Source organism: Bradyrhizobium sp. CIR48 (assembly GCF_014198315.1).
GTDB lineage: Bacteria > Pseudomonadota > Alphaproteobacteria > Rhizobiales > Xanthobacteraceae > Bradyrhizobium.
Genome location: NZ_JACIHG010000002.1, coordinates 490,050 through 502,598, shown reverse-complemented (window position 1 = coordinate 502,598; position 12,549 = coordinate 490,050). Strand labels below are relative to the sequence as shown.

At 64.2% G+C, this 12,549-nt stretch carries 13 protein-coding genes; 4 read left to right on the top strand and 9 right to left on the bottom strand.

Annotated features, from left to right (window positions below):
• Positions 1–145: 145 nt before the first annotated feature.
• The 5 genes from GGD66_RS08805 to pstS all read right to left on the bottom strand — a co-directional run bounded on the left by GGD66_RS08805 (position 146) and on the right by pstS (position 3,251).
• Complete coding sequence (locus GGD66_RS08805; protein ID WP_183257418.1) at positions 146–844, bottom strand: MIP/aquaporin family protein; 699 nt, start codon at positions 842–844, stop codon at positions 146–148.
• Positions 844–1,254, bottom strand: coding sequence for an arsenate reductase (glutaredoxin) (gene arsC / locus GGD66_RS08800; RefSeq protein WP_183235289.1), 411 nt, complete (start codon positions 1,252–1,254; stop codon positions 844–846). Before arsC ends, GGD66_RS08805 begins: the two co-directional genes overlap by 1 nt.
• A 17-nt stretch (positions 1,255–1,271) precedes the next feature.
• Complete coding sequence (locus GGD66_RS08795) at positions 1,272–1,751, bottom strand: ArsI/CadI family heavy metal resistance metalloenzyme (protein WP_183235290.1); 480 nt, start codon at positions 1,749–1,751, stop codon at positions 1,272–1,274.
• Between the two features lie 11 nt (positions 1,752–1,762).
• Complete coding sequence (locus tag GGD66_RS08790; protein ID WP_183257417.1) at positions 1,763–2,107, bottom strand: helix-turn-helix transcriptional regulator; 345 nt, start codon at positions 2,105–2,107, stop codon at positions 1,763–1,765.
• A gap of 88 nt (positions 2,108–2,195) precedes the next feature.
• Positions 2,196–3,251 carry a phosphate ABC transporter substrate-binding protein PstS gene (pstS, locus tag GGD66_RS08785; protein WP_183257416.1) on the bottom strand — a complete coding sequence of 352 codons (1,056 nt, stop codon included), beginning with the start codon at positions 3,249–3,251 and terminating at the stop codon, positions 2,196–2,198.
• A 356-nt stretch (positions 3,252–3,607) separates the two neighbouring features.
• Between pstS and GGD66_RS08780 the strand changes: the two genes are divergently transcribed.
• From GGD66_RS08780 to GGD66_RS08765, 4 genes are all read left to right on the top strand, one after another.
• Positions 3,608–4,459 carry a 3-hydroxybutyryl-CoA dehydrogenase gene (locus GGD66_RS08780; RefSeq protein WP_026202414.1) on the top strand — a complete coding sequence of 284 codons (852 nt, stop codon included), beginning with the start codon at positions 3,608–3,610 and terminating at the stop codon, positions 4,457–4,459.
• Positions 4,460–4,728: 269 nt separating this feature from the next.
• Positions 4,729–5,193: a group III truncated hemoglobin gene (locus GGD66_RS08775; RefSeq protein ID WP_018320743.1), complete on the top strand. Its 465-nt coding sequence runs from the start codon at positions 4,729–4,731 to the stop codon at positions 5,191–5,193.
• A 263-nt stretch (positions 5,194–5,456) separates the two neighbouring features.
• Positions 5,457–6,110, top strand: a complete 654-nt coding sequence (locus GGD66_RS08770; RefSeq protein ID WP_092261860.1) for a ubiquinol-cytochrome c reductase iron-sulfur subunit — start codon at positions 5,457–5,459, stop codon at positions 6,108–6,110.
• A gap of 117 nt (positions 6,111–6,227) precedes the next feature.
• A complete protein-coding gene (locus GGD66_RS08765; RefSeq protein ID WP_092261827.1) occupies positions 6,228–7,955 on the top strand; it encodes a methanol/ethanol family PQQ-dependent dehydrogenase in 1,728 nt (575 codons plus the stop codon).
• Positions 7,956–8,235: 280 nt separating this feature from the next.
• On the opposite strand, the gene GGD66_RS08760 is transcribed toward GGD66_RS08765, so the two are convergent.
• From GGD66_RS08760 to gfa, 4 genes are all read right to left on the bottom strand, one after another.
• Positions 8,236–8,493: a hypothetical protein gene (locus GGD66_RS08760; RefSeq protein ID WP_018320740.1), complete on the bottom strand. Its 258-nt coding sequence runs from the start codon at positions 8,491–8,493 to the stop codon at positions 8,236–8,238.
• 72 nt (positions 8,494–8,565) lie between these two features.
• Entirely contained in the window at positions 8,566–10,893 is a 2,328-nt protein-coding gene (locus GGD66_RS08755; RefSeq protein WP_183257415.1) for a molybdopterin cofactor-binding domain-containing protein, read from the bottom strand.
• A 1-nt stretch (position 10,894) separates the two neighbouring features.
• Positions 10,895–11,347 (bottom strand): (2Fe-2S)-binding protein, encoded by a 453-nt coding sequence (locus GGD66_RS08750; RefSeq protein WP_018320738.1) that lies wholly within the window; start codon positions 11,345–11,347, stop codon positions 10,895–10,897.
• Positions 11,348–11,978: 631 nt separating this feature from the next.
• Positions 11,979–12,542, bottom strand: coding sequence for an S-(hydroxymethyl)glutathione synthase (gene gfa, locus GGD66_RS08745; RefSeq protein ID WP_018320737.1), 564 nt, complete (start codon positions 12,540–12,542; stop codon positions 11,979–11,981).
• Between the last annotated feature and the right edge of the window lie 7 nt (positions 12,543–12,549).

Sequence of the window (12,549 nt, the reverse complement as noted above, 5' to 3'; positions counted from 1 at the left end):
GGCGGAATGCCTCCTGATCGTCGATATCGGGTGTTCGTAGCGGCTTCACGGACCGGTTCCTGCGAGTCTTGCTGACATCCGCAGAATACCCGGGGGGAACGGTTTGGAAACGCGATTCAATTCAAAAAATGCGGCTGGCGCCGCGTTATGCAGGCTCTTCTGACGCGATCTGAGGGGAGCTTTGCCTATCGGGGGCCCAAAGCCAGCGCGCGAGCAGAACGGCGAGAACCGCGCCGATGAACTGGGCGGCAATGAAAGCCGGCATGCCTTGTGGGGCAATACCCGCGAACGTATCGGACAGCGAGCGGGCGATGGTGACCGCGGGGTTGGCGAACGAGGTGGACGAGGTGAACCAGTACGCCGACGTGACATAGAGGCCGACAGCGTAAGGCACGGCGGTGTTGGTCCGGTGCCCGACGCCAAAGATCGTCGAGAGCAGACCGAAGGTGGCTACAGCCTCGGCCAGCCATTGTCCGGCTCCGGTGCGGGCCGTGAGGGAAAGCTGGAGGACAGGAAGCTCGAACATCAGGTGCGCGATCCCGACACCCGCGACCGCGCCGGCGATCTGGGCGATGGCGTAGGTCGCCGCGTCCGTCCACGTCGTTTCGCCGCGCAAGGCGAATGCGAGCGTGACCGCCGGATTGAAATGAGCCCCCGATATCGGAGCGAAGATCAGGATCAGCACCACCAGGATTGCGCCCGTGGCGATCGTATTGCACAGCAGCGCCAGCGCGACGTTTCCGCCCGAGAGCTTCTGCGCCATTATCCCGGAGCCGACCACCGCAGCAAGCAGGAACGCCGTCCCGAGCCACTCGGCGAAGGCGCGCTGTGCAAGGCTCGGCATCAGGCGTCGCGATCCAGCCTGACGCGCTCGCCGTCTTCCTTGACGAATTCGCCCCGCTGCGGCGGCAGCAGATCCAGCACGAGCTCGGAGGGGCGGCAGAGCCTGACGCCTTTCGGCGTCACCACGATCGGCCGGTTGATCAGGATCGGATGCGCCATCATCGCGTCGAGCAGCTGATCGTCCGTCAGCGCCGGATTGGCGAGCCCGAGCTCCGCATAGGGGGCAGCCTTCTCGCGAACCGCCTCACGCACCGAAATCCCCATGCGCGCGACGAGCTGCTGCAGCAGGGTGCGCGACGGCGGCGTCTTCAGATATTCGATCACGTGCGGCTCGATACCGGCATGTCGGATCATGGCGAGCGTGTTGCGTGACGTGCCGCAATCGGGATTGTGGTAGATGATCGCGTCCATTGCAGATGCCATCGTGCTCAGCAGCAGGCCTTTGAGGCTGCCGGCGCCGCCTGCGGCGCGCAGCAGGCCGATTGCTGCTCCGGTTTCTCATGCGCGACCCGCGCCTGATTCTCGCCGCTGCCGTCGCCGTAATCGGTGCTCTCGCCCGTGGTGTGGAAGGTTTCCCAGGCGATGCCGGCCGGATCGTCGATCCAGGACTTTTCCGACTTGGCATAGCAGCAGGTGGTCTGCCCCTGCTCGACGACGTTGCCGCCGGCCTTGCGCAGCCGGGCATAGACCTCCTGGAGTTCCTCGCCGGTCTCGACCTGGATGCCGAGATGATCGAGCCCAGCCGCGCGTCCGCGCGTCGAGATCGCAAAATTCACGCGGGGGTCGTCCAGCATCCATTTGGCATAGTCGGACTTCACGACCGAGGGCTCGCTCGCAAACAGGGCGGAGTAGAATCCGATGGAATGGGAGAGATCCTCGACGGACACGTGAACGTGCAGGCGCTTCATGGTCTGTCCTTTCAGGCTGGAACTTTGCTGCGCTTCCGCGCCGGTTTCGAAGGCTTTGCCGGAGCGCATGACACCCCGCCGCAGCAGCTTTCGGTCAGGAATCCGACCAGCGCGTTCATGGTCTCGAATCGCGCCGCATAGATCATCGAACGCCCCTCGCGACGGACGGTCGCGAGCCCGGCCATCCGTAGCCGGTCGAAATGGAAGGTCAGCGTGTTGGGGGCGAGATCCAGCGCCTCGGCCACCGCGCCGGCGGTCAGGCCTTCGGGGCCGGCCTGCACCAGCAGGCGGAAAACATCGAGGCGATTGTCCTGAGCAAGCGCGGCAAGCGCCGCGACGGCGTCCGTCTTTTCCATATTTCAACGATTATTGAAATAACGGCGGCCTGTCAATCGAGATTGGCATGCGGAGAGCCAATCTCGATTGACGGGCCGCCGTCGCTGTTCAGCGCTTCACGCTAGCCGATGCCGAGACCGTGGGCGCAGCCCCGATGCTCTGCTGCCAATAGCGTTCGATCTGGTCGATCAAGGCAGGCGGCAGCGGGACGTAGTTGAGCGTCTGGGCCTCGGATTTTCCGTTTTCCAGCGACCAGCGGACGAAGTCGATGGCGGCTGCCGATCGTTCCGGTGATTTCGGCGCCTTCGGCATCAGCACGAAGGTCGTCGCCGTGATCGGGTAGGCGTCTTCGCCGGGCGCGTCGGTGAGCACGAGATGGAAATCCTTCTCCGCCTTCCAGTCCGCGCTTGATGCCGCCGCCTGAAAAGATGCGGCGTCGGGCACGACGTAATTGCCGGCGCTGTTCTGCACGATTCCAAAGGAAATCCGGTCGAGCCGTTGCAGCGCGTAAGTATATTCGAGATAGCCGATCGCGCCGGGTATGAGACCGACGAGCGAGGCGACACCATCATTGCCGCGGCCGCCGAGGCCAAGCGGCCACTCGACGGAGGTGCCTTCGCCCACGCTGGCTTTCCACTGCGGGCTGACCTTCGACAGGTAGTTCGACCAGTTGAATGTCGTGCCGGAGCCGTCGATGCGATGGACCACCGTGATCGCAGCGTTCGGCAATCTGACGTCGGGGTTGATCGCGGCGATCGCCGGATCGCTCCAGGATCTGAGCTTGCCGAGATAGATATCGGCGAGCACCTGCCCGGTGAAGCGGATCTGGCCAGGCTTGACGCCGTCGATATTGACCACTGGCACGACGCCTCCGATGACGATCGGGAATTGCATCAGGCCGAGCCTGTCCAACTCCCTGGGGTCGAGCGGCATATCGCTGGTACCGAAATCGACGGCTTCCTTTTTGATCAGGCCGAGGCCGATGCCGGAGCCGACCGCTTGATAGCTGACGACGTTGCCGGTCTTGGCCTTATACGCGTCGGTCCATTTCGCCATCACGGGCGAAACGAAGGTTGAGCCGGCTCCTCTGGTCTCGGCTGCCAAGCCTGGCGTTGCGACGAGCAGAGCGGCGAGGATGATGGGAAGTGCAATATGTGTCTTCATTTGCGCGAGGCTAACAGGTGGGGCACGAAGCCGATGTGGTCGATCTCACAATTGCGTCGCGAGGCATTCGCGCTGGCCATTGCGCGCCGACTACACCACGCCGTCAGCTCCGCCGCGTCGTCCGATTGAGGGAGATTGCCGTCCCGGCCGGGCAGGGACGCAATTTGGGGCAAATTGCGCGCCAGGCGGCCAAATCGGGCCGTTTCGCGCCCGCCGGCAGCTTTATTCCCGCCGTGGATGCTTTAAGGAGAGGGCGGATCAGGTCGCAGGCGCCCCGTGGCGGTGCTAGACCCTGGTGCAGGGAATAATGGGCCGTGCCGTGTCGGCGGGGCCGCAAGGATGAAGGATATGGAGCAATGATCCAGACCGTTGGCATCATCGGGGCAGGGACCATGGGGAATGGTATCGCGCAGGTCTGCGCGGCGGCCGGGCTCTCGGTCGTGATGGTCGACATTTCCGACGCGGCGGTGAACCGCGGGCTGTCGACCGTCGGCGGCAGCCTCGAGCGTCTGGTCAAGAAGGAGAAGATGTCGGCGGCCGATCGCGAGGCGGCGCTCAAGCGCATCACCGGCACCACCGACCGGGCGAAGCTTGCCGATTGCGATCTCGTCATCGAGGCCGCAACCGAGAACGAGGAGCTCAAGGTCAAGATCCTGAAGGATCTCTGCGCGACGTTGTCGCCGCGAACGCTGCTTGCGACCAACACCTCGTCGATCTCGATCACGAAGCTCGCTGCGGCGACCGATCGTCCCGACCGCTTCATCGGCATGCACTTCTTCAACCCGGTGCCGGTGATGGCGCTGCTGGAGCTGATCCGCGGCCTGCAGACCTCCGACGACACCCACGCCAAGGCCCTCGATTTCGCCAAGCGCGTCGGCAAAGTGGCGATCACCGCCAAGAACAGCCCGGGCTTTGCCGTCAACCGCATCCTGTGCCCGATGATCAACGAGGCGATCTTCGCCCTCCAGGAGGGGATTGCGACGGCGGAAGAGATCGACGCCGGCATGAAGCTCGGTTGCAACCATCCGATCGGGCCGCTGGCTCTGGCCGATCTCGTCGGGCTCGACACCATGCTTTCGGTGATGGAGGTCTTTTACAAGGGCTTCAACGATCCTAAATACAGGCCAGCGCCGCTGCTCAAGGAGATGGTCGATGCAGGCCATCTCGGCCGCAAGACCGGGCAGGGCTTCTACAGCTACGGTACGTGATCTGTCATCGCGACAAAGACGGTCCCGTAGGGTGGGCAAAGCGAAGCGTGCCCACGTTCCGTGGCCGTATCGGACTGATGGTGGGCACGGCGCAAGTGCGCCTTTGCCCACCCTACGATACTGATCAAGGAGCAGGCGCCGGGCTCGAAACGCCCGCGGCCCAATCCCGCAATTTACGCCATGACAAAGATGTCGGGCGCATTTGGCCTGACAATGTCGAACGGGCGGCTCGCGGGAACGCGGGGAACAACGAACGGAAAACGAAGGACATGTCGGATCGACTGAAGGCCGAGCGCGAGGCGGCGGCCGCGCGGCGGAACCTGTTGACCCAGGATGCGATCGAGCGCACCGGGATTACCGAAGAGATGATCGGGGAACTCGTCACCCGCTTCTATGGGCGCGTGCGCGAAGATGCACGGCTGGGCCCGGTGTTCGGGATCGTGCAGAACTGGGACGAGCATCTCGCCAAGCTCAGAGATTTCTGGTCCTCGGTAGTGCTGATGAGCGGCCGCTATCACGGCTCGCCAATGCGGGCGCATTTACCGCTGAGCCTGGTCGGCGATCATTTCGACCGCTGGCTCGATCTGTTCGAGCAGACCGCGCGCGAGGTCTGCCCGCCGCCAGCAGCTAGCCTGTTCATCGACAAAGCGCGCCGCATCGCCGACAGTTTTGAGATGGCATCGGCCACCGTCTCCGGTTCTATCGCCGCGCCGCGCCACGTGCTCAGGTCCTGACGACGACCGGCTGCCTGCAAAACATGCAGGGTCGTCGCGCTGCGTTTGCGCAGCGCGACGAATAGCGCGTTGCACCAATTCCAACATCATCGGTCTGATCTGCAAAATCATCATGCCGCTCGCGCGGCGCGACGTTGAAATTGTGAAAAGGCGCTTGAACACGTTCATCGTTGTTCAATCAACGCGAGCAAAGCCACATTGATGCACTGCGGTGCCAACTCTTCGCCTTGTTTTCGGCAGAGTTCCAGCGCCTGCTTGTGAACATGTCCCGCGCATCGTTCACAACCAATTCATCACCGTCCGAGAGTCCTGGGAAACCCGAAGCCGACGCCTGTGCCGAGCAGACGCGGCGAACGATCCTGCTTGGCGCGCTCGCCACCACCGCCTGCCTCGGTTGCTCCGCGTCTGCGCACGCGGGCGAGGATCCGCCCGGGTCCGACGAACGGCCGCAGAAAGGCGATGTGCTTGTCTTTTCCGAAGGCGACAAGGAGGGAAAGCCCATCACCGCGGCCGACCTGCCGGCCGGCGGACCGCCGGTGCATGCCTGGCCGAAGGATCCCAAGACATCGGTGGTGCGCAGCGCCTCCCGGCTCAACGAGATCCTGATCATCAAGCTCGATCCCGCCGAGCTTGACGAGAAGACGGCCGCGCGCGCGGTCGACGGCATCATCGCCTATTCGGCGATCTGCTCGCATGCCGGCTGTCCCGTCACCGCCTGGGTGAAGAGCGATGTCGGCGACAAGGAGGTGTTCAAGTGCATGTGTCACAACTCCGAATACGATCCTCGTGCGGGCGCACAGGTCGTGTTCGGCCCGGCGCCGCGACGGCTCGCGGCGCTGCCGGTGGCGCTCGCTGACGGCTCGCTCAGCGTCGCCGGCAATTTCATCGGAAAGGTAGGTGGCGCGCAGCCAGGATGACGGACGGTGCGGGCCCACGCCCGCGTCACGAGAGGTCGTATCCGCCGTTGGGCGGACGACGGGACGAACGACAAGAATTCAACACAAGAATTCAAACGGATGAAAAGGGGAACGTCCATGACCAGGAAGCAATGGTACCTGTCCGGCTTCGTCGCCTTCACCTGCCTCGCCTCGACCGCCGCCGTGTCAGGTCCGATCGAGAATTACGCACCGGTCACCGCGCAGCGGCTGGAGAATCCGGAGCCAAACAACTGGATGCTCTATCGGCGCACCTATGACGGGCACGGCTACAGCCCGCTCGATCAGATCAACACCTCCAACGTGAAGAACCTCACGCCGGTCTGGACGTTTGCCACCGGCGTCGTCGAAGGCCACGAGGCGCCGCCGATCGTCAACAACGGCGTGATGTTCGTGGCGACCCCGATGGGACAGGTGATCGCGCTCAACGCCAAGACCGGCGACGAATACTGGCGCTACAAGCGGCAGCTCCCCGACGATCTGTTCCAGCTGCACCCGACCAGCCGCGGCGTTGGCCTCTGGGAGGACAAGCTCTATCTCGCCACCACGGACGACCACGTCGTCGCGCTCGATGCCAAGACCGGCAAGGTGGTGTGGGACACCAAGGTGCAGGACTACAAGAAGGGCCAGTACATGACCCTGATGCCGCTGGTCGTCGATGGCAAGGTCATTGTCGGCGGCTCCGGCGGCGAGTTCGGCGTGCGCGGCTATATCGCGGCCTATGATGCCAAGGACGGCAAGGAGCTGTGGCGAACCTTCACCATTCCAGGCGAAGGCGAGCCGGGCCATGACACCTGGCAGGGCGACGATTGGAAGAACGGCGGCGGCTCAGCCTGGATGACCGGCAATTACGACAAGGAGACCAAGACGATCTATTGGGGCGTCGGCAACGCCGCGCCATGGCCCGGCGAGACCCATCCCGGCGACAACCTCTATACCTCCTCTGTGCTTGCGCTCGATCCGAGTACCGGCAAGATCAAGACCTATCACCAGTACCACCAGAACGATTCCTGGGACTGGGACGAGGTCGATGCGCCGATGCTGATCGACCTGCAACGCGATGGCCGCAACATCAAGAGCCTGGTCCATCCGGGCCGCGACGCGATCTTCTGGGTGCTCGAGCGCACGCCGACCAAGATCAACTACGTCGCCGGCTGGCCGTTCGTCTCGACCGACGTCTGGAAGGGCATCGAGCCCGAGAGCGGCAAGCCGATCGTCGACCCCGCGCACAAGCCGGTGATCGGCAAGCGTGTCGAGTTCTGTCCGTCGCTGTGGGGCGGCAAGGACTGGCCGTCGGCGGCCTACAGCCAGAAGACCGGCCTCGTCTACGTGCCCGCCAACGAGAATTTCTGCGGCGGGTTCACCGGTGAGAAAGTTGCCCTCAAGCCGGGTGAGCTCTGGCTCGGCACCAAGCCGGAAGACATCGGCCTGAAGACGAAGCCGGGCGCGGATCATTTCGGCGAGCTGCAGGCCTGGGATCCCACTACGGGCAAGAAGGTGTGGCAACACAACTTCCCGAAGTCACAGCTGTTCGGTTCGGTGACGGCGACCGCGGGCGATCTCATCTTCGTCGGCGGCACCAATGACCGCAACTTCCGCGCCTTCAACGCCAAGACCGGCGAGCTCCTGTGGGAGCAGAAGACCAACTCCGGCATCATGGGCATGCCGGTGTCCTATGAGATCGACGGCACCCAATACATCGCGATCCAGTCGGGATGGGGCGTCGACGCGCAGCGCATCCAGGACGCGCTGGTGACCAACAACATCGGCATCGAAGCCAACGTGCCGCAAGGCGGCGTCATCTGGGTGTTCGCGCTGAAGAAGTAGCTCCGCGGCGGATCGAAAGAAGCGGAGCAGCAGGGGGGTGGCGAATGCGGCGGACGGCAACGTCCGCCGCATTTTTGCGATGGAAGGCGTCGAACGCGCTTACTTCCCTTCTCCCCTTGCGGGAGAAGGTGGCGCGAAGCGCCGGATGAGGGGTTCTATCCGCGCTCTCATCGCGAGGTGGACTCGCCGAGACAACCCCTCACCCTAGTGAGCTCGTGTCAGCCAGCGTCGCTGCCCTCTCCCGCAGGGGAGAGGGCGCATCAATGCGCAGACGCGAAGGCTACTTCCCCTGACGCTCCACCTTGTCCTTTTCCTTCTGGTTCATCTCGCGAACCTTGGGATCCGGATTGTGCTGTCCGGTGGTCTGGGTGGTGGAGGCAGGCGGGGCGGCGTTGGGCAGCGAGTTCTGGTCCGGCGCGGTGGGGCGTGTCGCGGTGGCCGGCGGCGTCGTGTTGCTCTGGGCGAATGCGCCGGAGGCCGTCACAAGAAAGGCGCCCGACAGCAACGAGACTGCGAGCGCCTTTGAGATATTTGTCATCGATCTGCTCCTGTCAGATCGATGGAAACGGCGCGAGACCGCTTGTGTTCCGTCTCGTGCCTCTGTTCCGTCTCACGCTTCCAATTGTTTGCCGATCGGAAGCGAGCGGATGCGTTTTCCGGTCGCCGCGAAGATCGCATTGATCAGCGCCGGTGCGAATGGCGGAACACCGGGCTCGCCGACGCCGCTCGGCGGCGTATCGGGTCCGGGCGGCACGATGTAGACGTTGGTCACCACAGGAGATTCATCCATCCTGACGACCTGGAAGTCGTCAAAGTTCTTCTGCTGCACCTTGCCATCCTTGAAGGTGATCTCGCCGTATTTGGCGAGGCTCAGCCCCATGATCGCCGCGCCTTCGATCTGCGAGGCGATGCGCTCGGGGTTGACATAGGTGCCGCAATCGATCGCCGTGTCGACCCGTGGCACCGTCAGCTTGCCCTTGTCGTCGACGGCGACCTCGACGATGGTCGCGATGTAGCTGACGAAGCTGCGGTGCACCGCGATGCCAAGGCCGTGGCCCTTCGGTACCTTGCGTCCCCACTCACCCTTCTCGGCGACCAGTTCGACCACCTTGCGCAGGCGCGCGGTGTCGATCGGGTAGCTCTCCTGGGGCTCGCCGTAGTTCCAGAGGTCTTTCACCTCCGGTTTGACGATGCGCGGGCTTCCGATCAGCGCGAGCAGCGTCTCCTTCTGGTCGCGGCCGGTCGCTTGCGCGATCTCGCCGACCATTGATTGCACCGCGAAGGCGCGCGGGATGTTCGAGACCGAGCGGAACCAGCCGATGCGGGTGAACGCCGCGGCTTCCGGATTCTCGCACGAGATGTTGGCGATCTCGAACGGCATGTCGACGAGGCCCATGCCGATCTCGAACGGGGCCTGGTGCACGGTCCCGGCAGCGAACGTCGAGGCGATGCTGGGGGCCACGCTGCGATGGCGCCAGGCGACCACCTTGCCGCTCTTGTCGAGGCCGGCCTCGATCCGCTCGACCGAGACGGTATGCAGGAAGCCGTTATGGATGTCGTCCTCGCGCGTCCACTGCACCTTCACCGGTGCGCCGAGCTCCTTCGAGAGCAGCGCGGCCTCGAGCGCAAAGTCGCATTTCGACTTGCGTCCGAAACCGCCGCCGAGAAGCGTGACGTTGACGGTGACGTTGCCCTCGGGAATGCCGAGCGTCTTGGCGACGTCCTCGCGGGTGCCGCCGGGGCTCTGCACCGGCGCCCAGATCTCCGCCTTGTCGCCCTTGACGTCGGCGACCGCCACCGGCGTCTCCATGCTGACATGAGCAAGATGCGGGACGTAGTACTCGCCGACGATCACCTTGTCGGCGCCCTTCAGGGCAGCGTCCGCATCGCCCTCCTTGCGCAAGACGAGGCCCGGCTTGCGCGAGGCTTCCTCGAGCTCCTTACGGTAGGCGACGGAGTCGTATTTGCCGTTGGGACCATCGTCCCAGACCAGCTTCAACGCATCCCGGCCCTTGATCGCCGCGCCGGTGTTGCGCGCGATCACGGCGACGCCGCCGAGCGGCTGGAACTTTGATGGCCACGGCCAGCCTTGAACCTTCAGCACCTTTTCGACGCCGGGGACCTTCAGCGCCGCATCGGGATCGAACGAGACCAGCTTGCCGCCGGTTACCGGCGGGCGCGCGATCACGGCATATTTCATGCCCGGCAGCCGCACATCGGCGCCGTAATGCGCCTTGCCGGTGGTGATGTCGTGGAGATCGACGATGCCGACCTGGCCCTTGCCGAGATACCGGAAATTCTTGGGGTCCTTCAGCTTGAGGCCTTCGATGCTGGGCACCGATTCCTTGGCGGCGTCGGCAGCGAGCTCGCCGAAGCCGAGCTTGCGGCCGCTGGCGCTGTGGACGACCTCGTGATTGACCGCCTTGACCTCGATCGCCGGCACGCCCCAGCGCTTTGCCGCGGCCTGCTCCAGCATGGTGCGGGCCGAGGCGCCAATCTGGCGCATCGGGATCAGATAATGCCGCGTGCTGCGCGAGCCGTCGGTGTCCTGGTTGCCGAACTTGACCTCGTCGCCATGGGCCTGCTGCACCTTGACCCTAGACCAGTCGGCTTCCATCTCCTCGGCCACGATCAGCGGCAGGCTGGTGCGGACGCCGGTGCCCATTTCCGAACGGTGACCCACGATGGTCACGATGCCGTCGGGCCCGACCGAAACGAACACGCGCGGATCCACCACGACGCCGTGCGGCATCTTGCCGGCGCCGGTCTCGTAGGCCAATGCTTGGCGCGACATCACGGGTGCGGCGAGCACGAAGCCGCCGGTGATGCCGAGCCCCTTCAGGATGCTACGGCGCGAGACCTTCTCGACCTTGATGTTCTTTTCGAAGCCACGTTTTTCGAAGCTATGGAGCTTGCCGGGATTGTCGATGAAATTCATGTCACACCCCCGTCGATGCGAGATGGACCGCGTTCTCGATGCGCTGGTAGCAGCCGCAGCGGCAGATGTTGCCTGACATCGACTCGCGGATCTGGTCGTGCGAGGGTTTCGGGTTGTCCATCAGAAGCGCGGCGGCCTGCATGATCTGACCGGCCTGGCAGAAGCCGCATTGCGGTACGTTGACCTGGCGCCACGCCTTCTGCACCGGATGATCGCCAGTCGGATGCAGCCCTTCGATCGTGGTGACCTCGCGTCCGGCGACGTCATTGACCGACGTGATGCAGGCGCGCACGGCTTGCTTGTCGACGATGACGGTGCAGGCGCCGCACAGGGCCTGGCCGCAGCCGTACTTGGTGCCGGTCAGTCCGGCCTCGTCACGCAGGAACCAGAGTAGTGGGAGATCCGGGTCGCCGTCCCAGCTCTGTTCCTGGCCGTTGATCTTCACCTTGATCATGATCGTCCCTCGCTCTTCATAAGCATGCCAAATTCAAAACTTGCCGACGCCGGTCGGCGACGGGTCGTGCCGGGTCGCGCCACATTCCGCCCTCGTCCCGCGCGGGCAGATCCCGGAGGGAGGCAGGAACGCCGATGGCGATGTCTGGATGTGCTCGATACCTCCCCCGTTTTTTGTTCTTAATTGATTGAACGTCGTGCGGCATCGTGACGGCGCGATCGTAGCAGAGATCGCCCCCGCCCGGCGTTCACAGCCGGGTGTTCTCACCGGGAAAAGATTGCATCGATGGTTTGTCAAAAGCAGGGCGCGTCAGCGCGCCGCGTGGGCCGCGTATTCGCAAACAGGGGGTGCGATGAAAAAAGCTTCGTCCGCCAGAAAGACTGCGCGGACGAAGCAAGGTGCCTCAGTCGAGGGAGGGAGAAACGCAGGGGCCGGGGAACTTCAAGACGGAAGTTGGCGGCGCTGCGCAGTCATTCAGAGACCAGGACTGAGGGAGCCAATCACGCTCGCATACACGTAGCTTGCAGGGGCGGCGGCATCGCCGCGACCGTCTCGGGGCCGGGCCCGGGCTCGCTGGCACTGATCGAGGCCAGCGAGCGGATAGGGCATGGCGAACGTCCGACCGCCTTGCTCAGGCGGCCTTGGCTTTGGCGACGTGGGTCGCGATCGCGTCCATCAGCGCCGGTGACAGGCAATCATAGGGCTCGAGCCCGATTTCCTTCAGCCGCGAACGGATGCCCGCCATCTGCTCCGGCTTCACGCCCGCTTCGATCACCGAGGAGACGAAGGCGGCGAATTGCGGCGCCTGCGAGCCCTGCTCCTGGAACAGCTCGGGATGAATGAAGTCGAGACCGTAGAACGGGTGGCCCTTGTTCTCGATGCGGCCGTACATGTGGGTGCCGCACGCCTTGCAGGCGTAGCGCTGGATCACCGCGGACGGATCGACGATCTGGAGCTTGTCGCCGTTCTCGAGCACGGTGACGTTCTGGCGCGGCACCACGGCGACGACGGAGAACGTCGCGCCCTGCGGCTTCCAGCACTTGGTGCAGCCGCAGGCGTGATTGTGGGCGACGTCGCCCTTGATGCCGACCTTGACCTGGTGGTCCTTGCATTTGCAAGCCAGCGTGCCGCCGGCGAAGCTGCCGCTGCCCTGTTTGAGGCCGTTGTCGATCGATGGATGGAGTGCAACAGTCATGGGTCGA

Excerpts from the sequence above, each read along its gene's own strand:
- GGD66_RS08805 (WP_183257418.1), bottom strand. The coding sequence starts at position 844 with ATGCCGAGCCTTGCACAGCGCGCCTTCGCCGAGTGGCTCGGGACGGCG.
- arsC (WP_183235289.1), bottom strand. The coding sequence starts at position 1,254 with ATGGACGCGATCATCTACCACAATCCCGATTGCGGCACGTCACGCAAC.
- GGD66_RS08795 (WP_183235290.1), bottom strand. The coding sequence starts at position 1,751 with ATGAAGCGCCTGCACGTTCACGTGTCCGTCGAGGATCTCTCCCATTCC.
- GGD66_RS08790 (WP_183257417.1), bottom strand. The coding sequence starts at position 2,107 with ATGGAAAAGACGGACGCCGTCGCGGCGCTTGCCGCGCTTGCTCAGGAC.
- pstS (WP_183257416.1), bottom strand. The coding sequence starts at position 3,251 with ATGAAGACACATATTGCACTTCCCATCATCCTCGCCGCTCTGCTCGTC.
- GGD66_RS08780 (WP_026202414.1), top strand. The coding sequence starts at position 3,608 with ATGATCCAGACCGTTGGCATCATCGGGGCAGGGACCATGGGGAATGGT.
- GGD66_RS08775 (WP_018320743.1), top strand. The coding sequence starts at position 4,729 with ATGTCGGATCGACTGAAGGCCGAGCGCGAGGCGGCGGCCGCGCGGCGG.
- GGD66_RS08770 (WP_092261860.1), top strand. The coding sequence starts at position 5,457 with ATGTCCCGCGCATCGTTCACAACCAATTCATCACCGTCCGAGAGTCCT.
- GGD66_RS08765 (WP_092261827.1), top strand. The coding sequence starts at position 6,228 with ATGACCAGGAAGCAATGGTACCTGTCCGGCTTCGTCGCCTTCACCTGC.
- GGD66_RS08760 (WP_018320740.1), bottom strand. The coding sequence starts at position 8,493 with ATGACAAATATCTCAAAGGCGCTCGCAGTCTCGTTGCTGTCGGGCGCC.
- GGD66_RS08755 (WP_183257415.1), bottom strand. The coding sequence starts at position 10,893 with ATGAATTTCATCGACAATCCCGGCAAGCTCCATAGCTTCGAAAAACGT.
- GGD66_RS08750 (WP_018320738.1), bottom strand. The coding sequence starts at position 11,347 with ATGATCAAGGTGAAGATCAACGGCCAGGAACAGAGCTGGGACGGCGAC.
- gfa (WP_018320737.1), bottom strand. The coding sequence starts at position 12,542 with ATGACTGTTGCACTCCATCCATCGATCGACAACGGCCTCAAACAGGGC.